11 protein-coding genes are annotated in these 17,177 nt (G+C 60.9%); 3 read left to right on the top strand and 8 right to left on the bottom strand.

The window, feature by feature from the left end:
• Positions 1 to 12: 12 nt before the first annotated feature.
• The 3 genes from IOC61_RS03230 to IOC61_RS03220 all read right to left on the bottom strand — a co-directional run bounded on the left by IOC61_RS03230 (position 13) and on the right by IOC61_RS03220 (position 5,622).
• Positions 13 to 1,890, bottom strand: coding sequence for a glycosyltransferase (locus IOC61_RS03230; protein ID WP_195687436.1), 1,878 nt, complete (start codon positions 1,888 to 1,890; stop codon positions 13 to 15).
• Entirely contained in the window at positions 1,890 to 3,845 is a 1,956-nt protein-coding gene (locus IOC61_RS03225; RefSeq protein ID WP_195687435.1) for a class I SAM-dependent methyltransferase, read from the bottom strand. Before IOC61_RS03225 ends, IOC61_RS03230 begins: the two co-directional genes overlap by 1 nt.
• Positions 3,846 to 3,921: 76 nt before the next feature.
• Positions 3,922 to 5,622 (bottom strand): glycosyltransferase family A protein, encoded by a 1,701-nt coding sequence (locus IOC61_RS03220; protein WP_229332895.1) that lies wholly within the window; start codon positions 5,620 to 5,622, stop codon positions 3,922 to 3,924.
• A gap of 305 nt (positions 5,623 to 5,927) precedes the next feature.
• Between IOC61_RS03220 and IOC61_RS03215 the strand changes: the two genes are divergently transcribed.
• Positions 5,928 to 6,878 carry an IS481 family transposase gene (locus tag IOC61_RS03215; protein ID WP_195687434.1) on the top strand — a complete coding sequence of 317 codons (951 nt, stop codon included), beginning with the start codon at positions 5,928 to 5,930 and terminating at the stop codon, positions 6,876 to 6,878.
• Positions 6,879 to 6,881: 3 nt separating this feature from the next.
• On the opposite strand, the gene nagB is transcribed toward IOC61_RS03215, so the two are convergent.
• Both nagB and glmM read right to left on the bottom strand, forming a co-directional pair.
• Positions 6,882 to 7,652, bottom strand: a complete 771-nt coding sequence (gene nagB, locus IOC61_RS03210; protein ID WP_195687433.1) for a glucosamine-6-phosphate deaminase — start codon at positions 7,650 to 7,652, stop codon at positions 6,882 to 6,884.
• A gap of 38 nt (positions 7,653 to 7,690) precedes the next feature.
• The gene (gene glmM, locus IOC61_RS03205; RefSeq protein WP_195687432.1) at positions 7,691 to 9,028 is read right to left on the bottom strand and encodes a phosphoglucosamine mutase; all 1,338 of its coding nucleotides are present in this window, start codon (positions 9,026 to 9,028) and stop codon (positions 7,691 to 7,693) included.
• Between the two features lie 381 nt (positions 9,029 to 9,409).
• Between glmM and IOC61_RS03200 the strand changes: the two genes are divergently transcribed.
• Together IOC61_RS03200 and IOC61_RS03195 are read left to right on the top strand one after the other, a co-directional pair.
• Entirely contained in the window at positions 9,410 to 12,355 is a 2,946-nt protein-coding gene (locus IOC61_RS03200; protein ID WP_195687431.1) for a tetratricopeptide repeat protein, read from the top strand.
• A gap of 387 nt (positions 12,356 to 12,742) precedes the next feature.
• Positions 12,743 to 13,255: a hypothetical protein gene (locus tag IOC61_RS03195; protein ID WP_195687430.1), complete on the top strand. Its 513-nt coding sequence runs from the start codon at positions 12,743 to 12,745 to the stop codon at positions 13,253 to 13,255.
• A gap of 865 nt (positions 13,256 to 14,120) precedes the next feature.
• On the opposite strand, the gene IOC61_RS03190 is transcribed toward IOC61_RS03195, so the two are convergent.
• The 3 genes from IOC61_RS03190 to IOC61_RS03180 form a co-directional block, all read right to left on the bottom strand.
• A complete protein-coding gene (locus tag IOC61_RS03190) occupies positions 14,121 to 14,867 on the bottom strand; it encodes a hypothetical protein (RefSeq protein ID WP_195687429.1) in 747 nt (248 codons plus the stop codon).
• A gap of 72 nt (positions 14,868 to 14,939) precedes the next feature.
• Positions 14,940 to 16,529 (bottom strand): glycosyltransferase family A protein, encoded by a 1,590-nt coding sequence (locus tag IOC61_RS03185; RefSeq protein WP_324254676.1) that lies wholly within the window; start codon positions 16,527 to 16,529, stop codon positions 14,940 to 14,942.
• 1 nt (position 16,530) lies between these two features.
• A complete protein-coding gene (locus IOC61_RS03180) occupies positions 16,531 to 17,043 on the bottom strand; it encodes a glucosamine-6-phosphate deaminase (RefSeq protein ID WP_229332894.1) in 513 nt (170 codons plus the stop codon).
• Between the last annotated feature and the right edge of the window lie 134 nt (positions 17,044 to 17,177).

Genomic DNA, 17,177 nt, shown 5'->3' with positions numbered 1-17,177 from the left:
CCCTACAACGTCTTATGGCGCTCCTACGGTTTTCGATCCGGCCTGGCAAACCTCCCGGTAAACTGCCAGGTAGCGCTCTGCCATCCAGGCGCAGGTCTCTTGCTGACCAACGCCGACTTGCCAGCGCTTTACCGCGGCGTGGGCGGCGTGCCACTCCTCCGGGTCTGCGGCCTGTTCAAGAGTCTGACATACCGCTAGCAATGTCCGCTCTGCCACTCGCCAGCCGGCGCCACTTTCAGCCAAGCGCTCGCCCACCGCGCCTAGATCGATGCCTACCACCGGAATACCGCAGGCCCAAAGCTCGGTGAGGGTGTGGCAGTGGGTCTCGGGCCAGATAGAAAGCACCGCGCCTACATGGGGGCGAATTGTTGCCAATAATTCGGGCAGGCGTTCGCGCTGATAGCGACCATGCACAATTACACCGGCGGGCATAGCAAAGACACGATCTACACTACCCACCACATGTAGCTCAAGGTTCAAGGCCCGTGCCCGAGTCGCCAGCCCCTGCAACAATGCTCCGCCTTTGGCCAACGAAATAAAGCCCGGGAGCACCACTCTCAGCGGTTCCTCAGGCACCGGCGGTTCGGCCAGTTCATGCATTCGGCCGAAGTCACGCCCATGGGGAATCACACGAAAGCGGGCATCGTCCAGCTGTGGGTAGATGCCGGTAATGATCTCGCGCGCCCTCAGTGAGGTAGTAATCAAGGCGTCGGCCAGCGGTAGCACGTCGGCGAACACGCGTTGCCACTCATGGATAGCGCGATGCTTGAGCGGCGGAACCTGATCAGCGGACCAGAGCTCCTGGCTACACTCCCCCGCGGAAGTCGTGCATCGCCCGCCACAGAAGCGCTGCTGTTCGTCCAGCAGCTTTACCGAAGGGCATAGGGCATAGTAGTCATGAAAGGAGAATACCGTTGGAATACCTATACGCTTGGCCACCTCCAGAAGCCCTAGCCCATGCCAGGCGATATGGCGGATATGCACCAGGCTGACACGATAGTGCTTCAACCACACAGCCACGACCCGATCGTACTCCGCGCTACGATGCGGCAGCGGTTCTGGCACCTCGGCCAGCACATGGCGTGTCAGTGGTAGATAGCGCCCCTCACAATACAGCATCAATAGCATGACCGGGCCACGGCAACGCAGCACCAGGCACTCCGCTTCACCCTGCAGCGCGTGCATCAGGTCTTCATTGGTCTGAGGTGTGCCGCCGGTGCGCACCGAAAGCACATAGAGGGCCCGCAGCACACCGTCATCGGACGGTGCGCCGTGCTGATACCAGGAGGGAAGCTTTGACGGCTGGGTCCAGGGTTTGAGTCCTGATGCCTTACCCACAGTAAGATAGTGCAGCAAGGGGGCCTTGCCTTCAGGCAGCGGCGCCTGCTCCAACGGCAGCTGGCTCAAATAGTGACGCGTATCGAACCAGGGCCCTGGGTCACGGCCCTCGGCTGCCCCATGCAGAAGATAGTGGCGCCGAGGGTCCAGCCCGACGCGGGCAATATCCGGATATTCCGCCAGATACCACTCATCATCGAACAGCTCGCTTGCCGCTAGCCAGGCGCGCTCGCTCTCGAGCTGTTCCTCGGCCTTCCCCTCATCTTCTCGGCGTGGCGCCACCGGCTCTAGCGAGCGTCCCTCCGCCTGGCCATGCTGAAGGTAGTGAATCAGCGCTACTACCGCGGCCCCCCGGAGATCGGGGTTAGCTGCTAGATAACCTTGAGGGTCAAAACGAGGCCCTGGCCGGCGCCCCAACTGGGCGCCATAACGGATAAAATGCTCCCAGGGGACCAACCCACTGGCGGCCACATCGGGATATTGCCGAGAATACCACTCAGCATCGAACCACCCCAGAGCAACAAGGCGCTGCTGCAGGAGAGCCGACAACATCACTCTTCACGCACCAGTCGCTGTTCTTGGTGCCCATAGCATAGATAGTGCACCAACGGGTTGATACCCATATCACGCACATCGCTATAGCGCTGCAGATAGAACTCCGAATCAAACTCCGGCCCCGGATTGCGCCCCTCATAGCCGCCATGCAGTAGATAGTGGGCCGCGGGTTCCTTGCCAAAGCGATGGTGCTCGGCGATATCGGGATAGCGTTCGAGATACCAGGCGGCATCGAACATCTCACTCTGCTCAAGCAGCGCGATATCCTGCTCCAAGCGCTTTGGGTCATTCCTATAGATCCCACCGGGCAGAAAGCCTGCAGGTGGCTGCTCATCCACAAGCGCTGTCGTAACAGCCACCCCATCCAGATCGCCGCTTTCAGGTTCGTACTGCTCCTGCTCCTGCTCCTGCTCCTGCTCCTGCTCCTGCTCCTGCTCCTGCTCCTCCAGATCAGGGTGAGCATCCTCAACCTCATGCTCAACACCGCTGCCGGCCAATCTCACGACCTGCTCGCTGCTTATCTGTTCACTCTCTTCCAGCATCTGGGTGAGAAGGGCCAGCTCGGAGAAACGCTCCTGAATATTGGCTTGAGCCAAGGCCAGTGCCTCGCGTAGCTCGGACACCTCTTCCTGTTCGGCGCTAACGCTCCTGGCCTGCTCGAGTTCGCCCTGTAACTCGCTCAACTTCGCCTCAGCGAGCTCACGGGACTGTTGTGCTTCGACCAGATCTTGGCGCGCCTGCCTAGCCTCTGCCTTGGCTTCATCGCGCTCACGCTGAACTTGCTCGACCTGACTACGCTGCTCCTCCAACATGCGTGTCAGCTGAGCCAGCTCCTGGAAGCGTGTCTCCAACGAGGCCTTGGCCTCATCCCGCTCAGCCTCCATTGCAGCCAGGCGTTGCTGCCATATACTAGTGTCTTCCGCCGCCCGGGGATCATCCGCCACAGCGCCGGTGCCTTGGGAGCGTAGCTCACGCAGCTCTTCTTGCAGCTCGTTGCGCAACTCCTGCAGCAGGCTCACCCGAGCTTCCAGCTGTCCCTGCTCACGGGCGTGACTCTGGCCCTGCTCGGCCAGCCGCTGGCGGGATTCTTGCAGCTCATCGGCATAGCGTGCTTGCAATACCTGGAGCTCCTCCAACTCATGGACACGCTGTTCGAGATCCCGACTCAACCGCTCGGCACGCAGGCGGGCCTGCTGGCTCTCTACCCCATCGGCACAGCTGCGCCCGAGACGCTGAAACACATCGCGCAACACCTGGCGTGACTCAGGGCTCTTCGTGGCATTCAGCAGCGTAGTCAGTGTATGTCCAGGCGCTTGCCCTACCGCCACCACGCCCATACCGTCGCCATGTACAAAGGCGAACGAGGGATAGCGCTGAGCCAGCACCTCGTAGACCTCATGCAGACGCATGCCCGGCTCACGACGCTCAATATGCGGCAATACCAGCACACCACGGTTGGACAACCGCGACAGCGCCATATCCACCAGCGAATGAGCATTGGCCGTCTCGGGTGGAAGATTAAATACCAGCAGGTCGATGCTGCCCTTCGCGAACTGCCCCAGTGCCGCCTGTGGGGAGGTGTCCATCAATCGAGAAACACCACTGTAGTTACGCGCGTGGTAATCCTGCACTGCCTGGTAATGCTGAGCCGCTTCGCCCTCCAGTGCATCACGGGGCTGCACGCCGTAACAGCGCGCATCCAGGCGCAGTCTGCTCACCGCCTGACATACCGCAAAGTGCGCCGCCCCCTGGTGCACCCCCAGTGTGAGGCACTGGCTCGGCTTTACCGCTTCCACCAACCAGAACAGCGCCGGTAGATGCTCCAGCCAGGCCGAAGGCTGCAGGTAATCGGGTTGCCAGAACATCGAGCCCTGTGCCAGGTGGCCGATAGGGGTCGGTGTCGTCACATCATGATGGCTGTGCTGGACAATTTCTTGGGGGTGATGATTCACGTGATGTTCCCGCTCGGACGTCGTTGGAAATCGGAAAGTCAGTCAAATAAAACCGAATGGTACGCAAAAAGGCCGTTCAAGGCAGCATGGCCGTCGGACTCATGAAGGGACGCTTCTCGGGGTGCGCAGAAAGATAAAGCTGGCGAGTATCGCTCCCGGCACGCCGATGCCAGGCACGCGCCGCCTGCTGATAGTCATGGCGCAGGCCGGCAAACTGGGTGGCCAGATGTGTCTCCCCCACCGCGGTAAGCGAACTCTCTGCTGCCCTACCAAAGGCGAGCGGCACTCCAGGCAACACTTCACCTAGTGCCTTTCCCCCGTAGGCAGCGCGAATTCGGTGGTAGTACTCAGTATCAGCATCCACCCGTACGCGATCCCAGTAACCCAGAGTCTCCAATACCTCACGACGAAACATCAGCGATGACGTATTGCGATAAATCCAGCCTTGCTCCAGCCGCCAGTGACCAAACACCAATGCCGGTGAGCAGCGCACCCAGTGCGAGTTACACGCCATCCACTCAGGGTTCAACCTCAGCCCCTGTACCTGAACTGCCAACTTCTCGGGGTGCGACCAGTCATCACTGTCGTGCACGGTGATGAGCTCACCTCTCGCCTCGGAGAGCCCCCGGTTACGCGCCGCATAGGCCCCCTGATTGTATGGCTGGCGAAGCACCCGGAAGCGCGCATCGCCCGCCGCGAAGTCTTCGGCCACCTTGACGGTCTCATCCGGCGAGGCATCGTCCACCACGATCACCTCCAGATTCACTCCGTGGTGGGCCGCCAAGCTAGCCAGCGCCGTGGGCAGCGTGGTGGCGGCTTTATAGGCGGGGACGATAACGGATACCAGGCCTTCCCCTACTTCGTAGGAACCCGATTTACCCAGTAATGGTCTACCCACCCCACCGTCGCAGGGGTCCATTTGGCTTACTACCAGGCTATCCAAGCCCAAGCCCAAGCCCAAGCCCAAGCCCAAGCCCAAGCCCAAGCCTTTATCACTATGGGCTATTTTCACCTCGGCCAGACCATGGCGGCGCCATATGTCATTGATCAACGCCAGGCGCTCATCATCACTCCGCTTCGGCTCGCCTACCGCATCATCACACGCCGCTAGCAAATTGGAACGCGCCAGTGCCGTGTCATGATATTCAGGCGCCTCCCTCTCCAAAGCCTGCAGGCATCGTTCAGCCTGGGGGAACTGCCCCAGGCGCGTATGCGCATCGACCTCCAGAAGCCGCGACGCCGGGCCATGAGGCAGACTCCGCACCAAGGCATGGTCGCGCTCGGCCAGCAACTCGGCCACCCGGGTCCAGGCCCCTCGCCAGGCGTACCAGCGTGCCAGAGCCCAGGCGGCATAGCTCGCCTCGCGCCCCTCCACATGCAACAGTTGGTGCAAAGCGTCAAGGCTCAGGTCAGGCTCCCCGGCATGCTGGCGCCAGAGCTCATGCTCGAGCGACGGTGCCTCGAGTCGTCGGGGCTGCCGCCCTTCTGTCTCGCCATGGTGAAGAAAGTGCAGCAGCGGGCTAACGCCGGCCCTGGCTACATCCGGATACTCGGCTAGATACCACGCCGGGTCGAACTCCGGACCCGGCCGACGCCCCAAGCACTCACCAATGCGCAGGTAGTGCACCGCCGGCACCAGGCCGCAAAGCGCCACATCAGGGTACTGAGCCATGTACCACTCAGCATCGAACCAGGGAGACTGTTCGAGGAGATCCTTCTCTGACTGCATACCATCTGCCTGTGTGTTGGAACACGATGTATCGGCTGTCCGACACATCGGCGACTCAATCGACGACCAGAAGCCCTCTGCCCCCCAATCGCCGGATAAATCCGGCTCCTACAATGCCAGGTGCACCATCAATGCCAGGTGCACCATCAATGCCAAGCGCACCACCAATGCCAAGCGCACCACCAATGCCAGATACACCACCAATGCCAGGTGCACCACCCGCCGCGTAGGAGCTCGATGTACCGATGGTCCGACACAGCGGCGATTAGCTGTGACCTCTCTATAGGTTGTTCATCCGGAACCAACCCGGAAGACTGGAGATGCGAACCAACCAACCGCTCCAGGAGGCCCGGATGAACACCCATAAGAATGCCCGTCTCACTCCGCATGGTCGAGCCCTGCTGGCCGCTCGCGTCATCGATGAAGGGTTACGGCCCAGAGAGGTTGCGCAAGCTCAAGGCGTCAGTGTGAGAACAGTCTATAAGTGGGTGCGTCGTTTCCGAGAGGAAGGGCAGGAGGGGCTCCAGGACCGACGGTCACGCCCGGCCCGAAGCCCGTTGGCGACCGACGCAACGACGGTGGAGCAGATCGTCGAGCGGCGTCAGCGACGCCAGGCCTATCGCCAGATTGCTCAGGCGCTGGGGGTTGGCCAGAGCACAGTGGCGCGCATTCTGAAGCGCAAAGGGCTGAATCGTCTGGCGGCGCTGACGCCGCCAAGGCCCGATAATCGCTATGAGCACGCCGCCCCCGGGGATCTCTTGCATCTGGATATCAAGAAGCTCGGCCGCTTCGAGCGCCCGGGCCATCGGGTCACCGGCGATCGCCAACAGGCCACGCGTGGCGCAGGGTGGGAGTATGTCCACATCGCCATCGACGATCACTCGCGGGTGGCCTTCGGCAGTCGCTACTCCGATGAAACCGGCTGGAGCGCGTGTTACGCGCTGTTGGAGGCCATGCGCTATTACCGAGGGCTGGGGACTCGCTTCACGCGGGTGCTCACCGACAATGGCGCCTGCTACCGATCCAGAGCGTTTCACCGCCTGTGCCGGCGGCTGGGGCTGAAGCACAAGCGTACTCGCCCCTATACGCCCCGCACCAACGGCAAAGCAGAACGATTCATTCAAGCCGCGCTGCGCGAATGGGCCTATGCCCGGTCGTACAAGAGCTCGAAGGAGCGAGGCCAGCATCTACTCGCCTGGCTCCATCAGTACAACTGGCATCGACCGCATGCCAGCCTGAATTATCAGCCTCCGGTGAGCCGGCTGGGGCTTTCCGTGAACAACCTGGTGGGTTTACACAATTAGCGGTTACCCAGCCAACAGCTGCACCGTTTGAACAGCCCGCCACTCCGCAGACGGCAGCAGAGCCGCCGCTTCTCTATCCAGAACAATCGTTACGTTGTCGTGCTGCTTCAATGCCGAGGCGGGTAGGGCTTCATCCACGCCGCTGTGATGCAGCTCGGCCATAACCTCTGCCTTGTTGGGTCCTGTGGCCACCAACATGATCTCCTTGGCTTCGAGGATGTCCTGGATACCGAGGGTCAGTGCATGGATAGGCACCTCATCCTGGTCGGAGAAAAAACGTCCGTTATCGCGTCGTGTCTGCTCGGAAAGTGCGATGACGTGGGTGCGGCTGGAAAAGCGGGTGTAGGGCTCATTGAAACCGATATGGCCGTTGGAGCCGATGCCCAACAGCTGCAGGTCTAGCCCTCCCGCGGCTTGAATGGCTGCGGAATATGCCAGGCACGCCCCGTCGATATCCTCGGCCATGCCGTCGGGAAGATGCACCCTCTCCCGCGGCAGGTTCAACTTGTCAAACAGGTGCTCGTCCATATAGTAGCGGTAGCTCTGCACATGCGATTCCGTCAGACCGATATACTCATCCAGGTTGAAGGTGGTAAGCCGGGAAAGGTCTGTTGGCTGCTGCTGCAGCATCTGCACCAGCTGGGCATACACCGGTTCCATGGTGCCCCCCGTCGCCAGGCCTAGTACTGCCGCGGGCTTGGCCAGGATCTTGTCCAGCAGACGCTGTGCGGTGTACCGAGATACGTCATCTACCGTTTCGAATATCTTGTACATGAAACATGGGCCTAGTTAAGTTAACGATAACGCGTACCCTACGACAGCGCACTGGCAATCTCTTCGGCGCAGCGGCTGGCCTGCTCGGCATCTTTAGCTTCCACCATCACGCGCACCAGTGGCTCGGTGCCGGACTTACGCAGAAGTACCCGACCGGCATCGCCTAGCTGGATTTCGGCACGGCTTACCGCCGCCTTGACGTCGGACGCCTCGAGCGGGTCCACTCCTGCGTTCGCCTTATAGGCCACATTGATCAGCGTCTGGGGGAGCTTCTGCATCCCCTGCTTGGCCCGATGCAGTGTCACGCCCTGCTGCTGCAACGCCGTCAGTACGCGCACAGAGGCGATGATCGCATCGCCGGTGGCGGCGTGATCCAGGCTAAGCAGGTGTCCCGAACTTTCGCCGCCAATGCGCCAACCGGTGGCATTCAGCTGCTCCATCACATAGCGGTCACCCACCTTGGCGCGCTTGAATGGAATCCCCAGTCCCCCCAGCGCCAGCTCAAGGCCAAGGTTGCTCATCTGAGTGCCCACCACCCCGCCAGTATAGCCTTCGGCTCGAGCCATCTGCGCCATCATATACAGCAGCTCATCCCCATCTACGACCGCTCCGGTGTGATCGACCATCATTAGCCGATCGGCATCGCCGTCCACGGCAATACCTAGATCAGCCTTGTGGTCGATCACCGCCGCCTGCAGGCTTGCCAGGTGCGTGGCGCCGCACTCCTGGTTGATGTTCACGCCATTGGGCTGGTCGTGCAGGCTGATCACCTCCGCCCCCAGCTCGCGAAAGACCGTCGGGCCGACTCGATACGCAGCACCGTTGGCACTGTCGATAACAATGGTCAGGTCGCTGAGGTTTTGGCGGCCGGGAAAGTGCGACTTGCAGTACTCAACGTATCGCCCGCCGGCATCGCCAATGCGCCTGACCTTGCCCAGCCGATACGAGGGTTCACAGGTCATACCGTCGTTCAGGGCCTTATCCAGCCAGCCTTCGATCTCTATCTCCTGAGCATCGGTCAGCTTACGGCCGGAGGCGGCAAACAGCTTGATGCCATTATCAAAGAAGGGGTTATGTGAGGCGCTGATCACCACCCCGGCACTCGCACGGAAGGTGGTAGCCAGATAGGCGATGGCCGGAGTCGGCAACGGTCCCACCAAGGCGATATTGACCCCTGCCGCCGAGAACCCCGCTTCCAGCGCCGACTCCAGCATATAGCCGCTGGCACGAGTGTCCTTCCCGATCACCACCTCGCCGCTGCCCTCGGCGCCGAGAACCTTACCCGCAGCCCAGCCCAGCTTCATCGCGAAATCCGGCGTCATGGGGAACTCCCCTACCCGTCCGCGCACGCCATCGGTGCCAAAGTACTTGCGCATACACTTACCTTTGTTGGTTCATATTGCGTTCCCAGCTAACCCATAGCAGGATAAATCCAGCTCGCACAACACCAGTGACTCACCAGGCTCCCACAGAAGTCCAATTCATCGATGATTCTTAATATTGGCAATGAGGCTAACTCCCGCCCATCTCGTAGGAGACTTATTTCTCAGTGATTCATCATGTTATCGATGGCGCTCGTCACCCTACCTGACCATCTCGTAGCCACCCGATTCATCGGGGTTCCTTTATGTTGTCGATACCGCTAGCCACCTCGTAGGAGCCCGATTTATCGGGCAAGCTCATGCCCAAGGTACCACCCTGTTTGATGTATATTAGTACCATTGATTTAACGACATTTTCTTTTGCATAGGGCCAGCATGCCAACAGACTCATCCATTTCTCCACTCGATACTCACCAGCCCGAAGCCAAGGCTCCCAAGGAGCCACCCGTCAAGCGGGTCCGCCGCGTTCTGGCCGAAGGCGACTCCGCCCTGGCCGAACGCCTCGCCGAGCAGGCCCTGGCCGATGGCGCAAGCTCGCCCATCCTCCGCCGCCTGTGGATTCAGGCCACCAATGCACAGGGCAAGCGTGAGATGGCACTTGAACGCGCCCGCGAAGCGGTGCAGTTGCATCCGGTCCATGCGCATCGCAGCAACTCCTCGCTACATCAGCAGTATGCCCAGCTGCTGGACAATTCCGGCGAGACCGAGCAGGCAGTGGCTTGGCTGGAGCAGGCCCTGGCCGTCAAACCCGACGATATCGGCTTGCAGCTATTGCAGATCAAACTGTTGCCCAAAGTGGGCCGCCTCGGCCAGGCGCTCGATGCCCTGCGCCAGCTACGCCGGCTCCAGTTCGATAACATTAACGTGCTGCTGAGTATTGCCCGCTTCTATCAGAGTCACGGCCGTACACGGGCCGCGCTGGCAGTAGCCCAGCACATGTTGAACAGCGAGCCCGAGCACCAGAAGGCGCTGGCGCTACGCAGCAGTCTGGCTCAGGCCCTGGCCATCAGACAGGCGCGCAGCGCCCTGGCCGCGGGCAGCCCCGCCCTGGCCGAGCGCGTCGCCGGGCAGGCCCTGGCCGATGGCGCCACCTCGCCGATCCTCCGCCACCTGTGGATTCAGGCCACGAACCAGCAAGGCAAGCGTGAGCTGGCGCTTGAACGCGCCCGCGAAGCGGTGCAGTTGCATCCGGCCCATGCACACCGCAATAACTCCTCGCTGCATCAGCAGTATGCCCAGCTGCTGGCCAATGCCGGCGAGACCGAGCAGGCAGTGGAGCTTCTGGACCAGGCCCTGAGCGCCTTACCCGAGCAGCTCGGCCTGCTGCTACTGCACTTCAGGCTACAACAGGAGAGCGGCCAGACTCGCCAGGCACTGAATACCCTGCGCCAGCTACGCCAGCACTACGCCGACACCCCTAATGTGCTGCTGACCGCCAGCCGCTTCTATAAAAGCCACGGGCGCACACAGGCCGCACTGGCTACCATCGAACGCCTGCTGGCCCTTGACCCCGAACACCGTCAGGCGCGCCTGGAGCGGCTAACATTGCTTCAGGATGTCGCCGTTGAGCGGGGCGATACTTCGCCGCTGCCGGCCCTGTTGGATGCAGCCCGGGCCAAGCCTGCACTGACACTGAACGACGCGGCCGAGCTGCTACATGCCGCCAAGCTGGCCTCCACTAGCACCCAGGCAACGGCCTGCCAAGATACGCTGGGGCTGGTGCAGCCGCTAGCCGAACGCCTCGGGGAGGGCGACAAACTGGCACTATTCATGCTGGCCGAGCGCCTTGATCGTCACGACATCGCCCACCTGGCCCTGAGCAGCATTCTCGCCGAAGGCCCCAAACACCCGACGGTGGCCCGCGCGCTATTCAACAAGGCCATGGCGCACCTGGATATCAGCCAGGCACAAGCACTTGGCCAGCGGCTTCTGCGCCATATCCCCGCGCACCAGCAGCCCGCCTTGAGGGCACAATTTATTCAGCACGCCGAGGGTGCCCAGGCCGCGCTGGACTTCCATCTCGACACTCCCAGGCAGCAGCGCTCCCTGCCCGAGGCACGCGAGCTGGCCAATCTGCTCAGAAGCGCCAGACACTACCGCCTGGGCCTACGCTACCTTCGCCTATGCCGCCGTCGTTGGCCAAGCGACCCCGGTCTCCCGGTGCTACACGCCAGGCTGGCGATGGATGCTGGCTACCCTTCAACGGCCTTGGCGATACTCGACACTCCCCTGCCGGCAGCCCAACGTCATCAAGCACTACGCCTGCGCCTGGAAATACTGCTGGAAACCGGCAGCCTTGACGACACCCGTAGCGCGCTAGATAACGTTCGCAACCGGCTGCATAGCAACGGCTTGCTGGACACCTATCTACGTGTATTGATACTGCAGGAGGACGAAACCGCCGCCAGCAAGTTGATTCAAGAGGCCCAACGCCGCGGCCAGCACCAACGCCTCGCCTCAGGCCACCTGGCGCCCAGCGTGATCGGCAACCTGATGACCGACCTCTCGCTGCTTCGACGGGAGCGCCGCGCCCTGCCCCCGGGCGATCATGAGGCCGCCCTGGCCATGCGCTATATCAATGCTGCCAGCCCGGTGATTCGTCGCCATGTTCAGCACAGGCCGGCGCTTGACGGCTTCTCACCGATACCGCGCCGGATCTTTCAATACTGGGATGCCCCCACCCCACCGGAAGCCGTAACAGAGATCATGACCAGCTGGCACGATGTGCCCGGCTTTGACTACCAACGCTTCAACAAGGCTGAAGCCAGTGCCTGGCTACACGATACCTTCGGTGCCGTCTACGCTCAGGCCTTTCAGCGGGCCAGCAACGTGGCCGAATCAGCCGACCTGCTGCGGCTCTGTTATCTGCGCCACCACGGTGGCATCTACGTGGATGCCGACGACCGCCTCTCCGGCCGTCTGGAAGCTCTGCTACCCAGCGATGCCGACCTGGTCTGCTTCCGCGAACCCTTCGATATTCTGGGCAATAATGTAATCGCCTGCGTGCCCGGTCACCCCGCCATTATCCTCGCCTCCGAGCTGGCGGTTGAAGCGATACTCAGCCGCGACAGCGAAACCACCTGGAGCAAGACCGGGCCCGGCCTACTTACCCGCGCCGTAGCCCATCACCTGCTCAACGGCGACCCAGACACCCCAGGGCAGCGGGTTGCCGTTCTGCCCGCCTATCGGGTGCGCCGAGAGATCCAGATCCACATTCCCCTGCCCCATAAGAAGACCCGCGGCTACTGGAACGCCACCACCCCCACCGGGCAATTCGATATGGCCGGGTTGATCAACGGCCCAACACACCCCTCCCCGTAGGAGCCCGATTTATCGGGCGATTTTACGCCTCGGCGCCGATCGCCCGATTTGTTGTGGGAGCCCGATGTATCGGTGGTCCGACATCTCGGCGATTGACATCTCCCCTCCCTCGTACCGGACCGTGGGAATACAGCCTGGACCTTTATAGATCATACAGTTGCATCATCCTATCAGATCAACGTGCCAAACAATCACACAGCACCTCGGGTTAAGCACTAAATTTTTCATAATCAATCGCGAGACTGATGGACTATCCTGATTCAGAAGAACATACAAAAGAAGGTTCATATCTTGGCTTCGAATCTTACACCACCCGAATCTCATGCTGTCAAAAACAGCATTAGGAAAATATGTAACAGACCTCATATTTCAAAGTTATACATTGACATGATTCTGGCCGTTATCACAATAATAGCCATCGCATCCGCTGGACTTTGGTTTTATATTCGAGGCGACAAGGACCCCATGCTATTTATCGACACAGAGAAAACCGATAGCTACTGCCTGAACGATAGATCAAGATTCATACGCGTAGAGTTCATAGTACGAAACATTGGCAACGTTCCCGTACCCCTGAACTTAGGGTATTTCAAAATCAATAAAATTTTTCCTCTGCATGGAGAGGTAGAGAGATTTTACGGAAAAAGAAAATTCAGGGTGCAATGGCCAGAGATATATGGAGACAGGCTCAACCTCAGTAACATCAAGATAATGCCGAATGAGGCACACAGCGAAGCTGTTGACTTCGTTATAAGCACTGAAAACCTGGCTGTCGAGGTTGTCGGTATTGTTAGCCAGGGGGATACCAACGAGAACGATACGGATAAATTAACCGAGGCATGGGAAGCCAGAAAAATTATCGATTTCAGAGATTCACCATGCGAAAGCTCTCATTCATAATACTTGTCAGCATGCCTACTGCCTTGGCATACAACATAGCCATATCTGCAGATAGCGACATGGAATTAAATATCAACAGACGAAGCGCTACACAACCACATGAAATGAGTCAAAAAACCGGCGTAAACCCGTCGCCATTGTACATAGCCTGCCAAGAGAACCCAGTAAGAAACCCTGGAGAAACAGAAGATGAGCACAAGAAGCGAGTAAAAGTTCAACAGGATAAATGCCTAATGGCACAAGATCCTCACCAAGAAGACTTTGAGACCGAGCTCCATTGATACGTAGATTTTTCGACACAAACACCAATTTGATTGGTCAATTTGCTGGCCGTCACGGAGAGACTGTCTTTATTCACATCCAGACCAATATAGGCAGCGCTGACCCGCTCGATAGCGGTGTGCTCGACAATGGCCTGTTAGACTTTTTCATGACTTGCCTCGCTCAATAGAAAACCCATCGCCGGACAAATCCGGCTCCTACAACGCTACCGGCCCCACCGGCAATTCGATATGGCCGCGCTGATCAACGGCCCCACACCTCTCACCCCATAGGTGCTTGATTTATCGATGACCCGACATTTCAGCGATGGCCAGTCTTAGAGTGAAGTGACCCCCTCCATAGCTGCACAGGGTATAGTGCAGCCATCAGGAGGACAGGATGAGCGACGACAACCCCATCAAGCGATGGACCGCGAAGCGCAAAGCCGCCGTGGTCATGGACATCTTCAAGGGCAAGATCACTACCTCCCCACGTCTACGGCGTGCTCCTGATAGTGAAACGCATTCTGCTGCGTGCTCCAGCCGCACAGCAGGTAGCGACAGTCATCGGTGTGGGGGAAGGCACGGATCGACTGCACCAGACGCTAGAAGGCCTGCTGGACCTCATCCGGGGTCTTCACCTGGAAGACCATCAGCTTGTAATCCGCCTGGGCCTGGAGCAGCTTGTTGAAGTCGTAGCGTATGCCCCCCAGCCGGCTATCCGAAACCTCGATCTCCACCGCCAGGGGAATCCCAATCACGTTCCGGTTTCCGTCCAGCCGCCGCCAGATCAGATCGTAGAGCCATTCGCCGCGCTGGCCCGAGGGCAACACCTGAAAGCCCAGGCGCTCCCCCTCCTCCGCCAGAACCGCCTTGATGGCCCGATTCTTCTCGGGGCTTGGCCAGATCTCTCGCTGCCAGTTGGCCGGATCAGCGGCACGCGCCTTCTTGTCGTCTATTGCCCGCGCCTCGATCCCTTCCAGTGCCCGGCGAAGCCAAGGAAGCAGGTTCGCCCCCTCGCGGCGAGCGTCGGCCGCCTCCTGGGCGGCGCCCTCCGGCAACCACTGCACAACGGCCCTGCCATCGCCCAGCCGCAGCACGCCATCCCGGTGGGGGTGCTGCCCCTCAGCGGCCCGCTGAATCATCAGCTTATCCAGCCAAGTCAGCAAAGCATCACGCAGGCCGATTCTCTTGAGTTCTTCATACCCCTCGCCCTGGAAAAAGGGCGAGGCAACATCCAGACGCGCCTCATCACCCAACGCCGCAAACGTCAGCTCGCCACGCAGATCCTCGGGGAGCCGATAGATCGAGAGCAGCGCTTCCAGCGGTACCTGCTCAGTGTCCATGTTCATCTTTCCCTCTCTGTCGCACGCTTGGCCAGGTTCCTGGGCTTGGCCACATCGGTACCCATCACCGGCAATGTATCAAGGCCGCATCGCCTCCGGCACGGCGAAGGGCCGCTCACCAGGCTCAGCGGGCAGGTAGAGCCGCTGCGGCTGCCCTGCCCCGGCACGGTGCCAGGCCTGGCTGGCCTCGCGGTAGTCGGCGCGCACGCCGCCAAACTGGGTGATCAGGTGGGTGGCCCCCACGGCGGTCAGTGAATCCGCCCCGCTGCGCCCGAAGGCGAGCGGTACGCCGGGCAGCACCTCGCCGATGACTTGCTCCCCAAAGGCCGCGCGAATGCGGTAGTAGTATTCGGTATCCGCCTCCACCCGCACCCGGTCCCAGTAGCCCAGGGCCTCGAACACCTCGCGCCGAAACATCAGCGAGGAGACGTTGCGATAGGTCCAGCCCTCCTCCATCCGCCAGCGGCCAAAGATCAGCTCGGGCGTACAGCGCACCCAGTGGGAACAGCACGCCATCCACTCGGGATGGGCCTCAAGCCCCGCCAGCTGGGTGGCGAGCTTGTCGGGGTGCGACCAGTCATCGCTGTCATGCACCGTGATAACCGCCCCCCGCGCCTCGGCCAGCCCCCGGTTTCGCGCCGCATAGGCGCCCTGGTTGTGCGGCTGACGCAATACACGAAAGCGATCATCGCCCGCAGCAAAGGCCTCGGCCACCTCCGCCGTCTTATCTGGCGAGGCATCGTCCACCACGATCACCTCTAGGCTCACCCCACGCTGGGCCGCCAGGCTGGCAAGCGCCGTAGGCAGCGTACTGGCCGCCTTAAAGGCCGGTACGATGACGGTGATGAGGGGTGAGCGCGCTTCGCGCTGGTGAGGGGTGAGGAGTGAGGCATGAGGGGTGAGGTTATCCAAAGAGGGCGGAGCCGACGGGTCTTTGAGCTCGACTTCCGCCAGGCCATGTCGCTGCCATACGCCATTGATCCACGCCAGCCGCTGTCGCTGCCACTCGCCTCGTTGAGCCGCCGTAGCCTCGGGGTAGGCTTCGGCCTGCCACCCCAGCAGATTGGCCACCGCCAGTCGCGTATCGGCCCATTCGGGGGCGTGCTCCTGCAGGGTGGCAAGAGCCTGCCAGGCACGGCTCAACTGCCCGCTACGCCCGAAGGCCTCCACCGTCAGCAACTCGGGGCCATGGTGGCTAGGTAACACGCCCTTGCCGCTGGGACGGCGGGCCAGACAGGCCGCCGCACTGGCCCACTCCCCCTGCCAGGCGTGCCAGCGCCCCAGGGCAAACCCCGCATAGCTGGCCTCGGGTAGGGATGCACCGCCCAGCAACTCCTCCAGCGCCTGCAGGCAGGCCGCTACCGGCTCCGTTTGGCGCCATAGCGCCGAATCCCAGCGCTGGGCCTCCAGCCCACAGGGCAAACGCCCTTCCGTCTCGCCGTGAGTGATAAAGTGCAACAGCGGGCTAACACCCGCCTGAGCGATATCCGGATACTCGGCCAGATACCAGCGTGGATCGAAACTCGGACAAGGCCGCCGCCCCAGTGCCTCCCCCACACGCAGGTAGTGTATCTCCGCCGTCAGGCCGGAGAGCGCCACATCGGGGTATTGCGCCCGATACCACTCGGCATCGAACCAGGGGGAGGTAGTCAGCTGATCTACGCTCACTTCAACCCGCCAGTGCTTGGGTTTCAAGAAGAGAGGTAGGCAACAGCGCCGCCGCTTCGCTATCCAGCACGATGGTCGCCTTACCATGCTGCTTGAGCGCCGAGGCAGGCAGGGCTTCATCGATCGGGCTGTGAAACAACTCCGCCATGATCTCCGCCTTGTTCGGCCCCGTCGCCACCAGCAGGATCTCCTTGGCCTCCAGGATATCTTGAATACCCAGGGTCAGTGCATGGGTGGGCACCTCGTCCGGGTTGTCGAAGAAGCGCCCGTTATCGCGTCGCGTCTGCTCGGAGAGCTCGATCACATGGGTGCGGCTGGAAAAAGGGGTGTAGGGCTCGTTAAAGCCGATATGACCGTTGGAGCCGATGCCCAACAGCTGCATATCCAATCCGCCCAGGGCCTGAATGGCGGCGGAGTAAGCCCCGCAGGCGCCCTCCCTATCCTCTGCCAGGCCATCGGGCAGATGCACCCTCTCCTGGGGCAGGTTCAACGTGTCGAACAGGTGTTGGGCCATGAAGTAGCTGTGATCTCTCTATAGGTTGTTCATCCGGAACCAACCCGGAAGACTGGAGATGCGAACCAACCAACCGCTCCAGGAGGCCCGGATGAACACCCATAAGAATGCCCGTCTCACTCCGCATGGTCGAG

The organism is Halomonas sp. KAO (genome assembly GCF_015595025.1).
Classification (GTDB): domain Bacteria; phylum Pseudomonadota; class Gammaproteobacteria; order Pseudomonadales; family Halomonadaceae; genus Halomonas.
The sequence above is the reverse complement of the archived record's forward strand: the minus strand, read 5'-3'. Positions and strand labels throughout refer to the sequence as shown.

Bases quoted from the DNA above. Each gene is read 5' to 3' on its own strand.
- glmM (WP_195687432.1), bottom strand. From the start codon at position 9,028: ATGCGCAAGTACTTTGGCACCGATGGCGTGCGCGGACGGGTAGGGGAG.
- IOC61_RS03195 (WP_195687430.1), top strand. From the start codon at position 12,743: ATGATTCTGGCCGTTATCACAATAATAGCCATCGCATCCGCTGGACTT.
- IOC61_RS03215 (WP_195687434.1), top strand. From the start codon at position 5,928: ATGAACACCCATAAGAATGCCCGTCTCACTCCGCATGGTCGAGCCCTG.
- IOC61_RS03200 (WP_195687431.1), top strand. From the start codon at position 9,410: ATGCCAACAGACTCATCCATTTCTCCACTCGATACTCACCAGCCCGAA.
- nagB (WP_195687433.1), bottom strand. From the start codon at position 7,652: ATGTACAAGATATTCGAAACGGTAGATGACGTATCTCGGTACACCGCA.
- IOC61_RS03230 (WP_195687436.1), bottom strand. From the start codon at position 1,890: ATGTTGTCGGCTCTCCTGCAGCAGCGCCTTGTTGCTCTGGGGTGGTTC.
- IOC61_RS03190 (WP_195687429.1), bottom strand. From the start codon at position 14,867: ATGAACATGGACACTGAGCAGGTACCGCTGGAAGCGCTGCTCTCGATC.
- IOC61_RS03220 (WP_229332895.1), bottom strand. From the start codon at position 5,622: ATGTGTCGGACAGCCGATACATCGTGTTCCAACACACAGGCAGATGGT.
- IOC61_RS03180 (WP_229332894.1), bottom strand. From the start codon at position 17,043: ATGGCCCAACACCTGTTCGACACGTTGAACCTGCCCCAGGAGAGGGTG.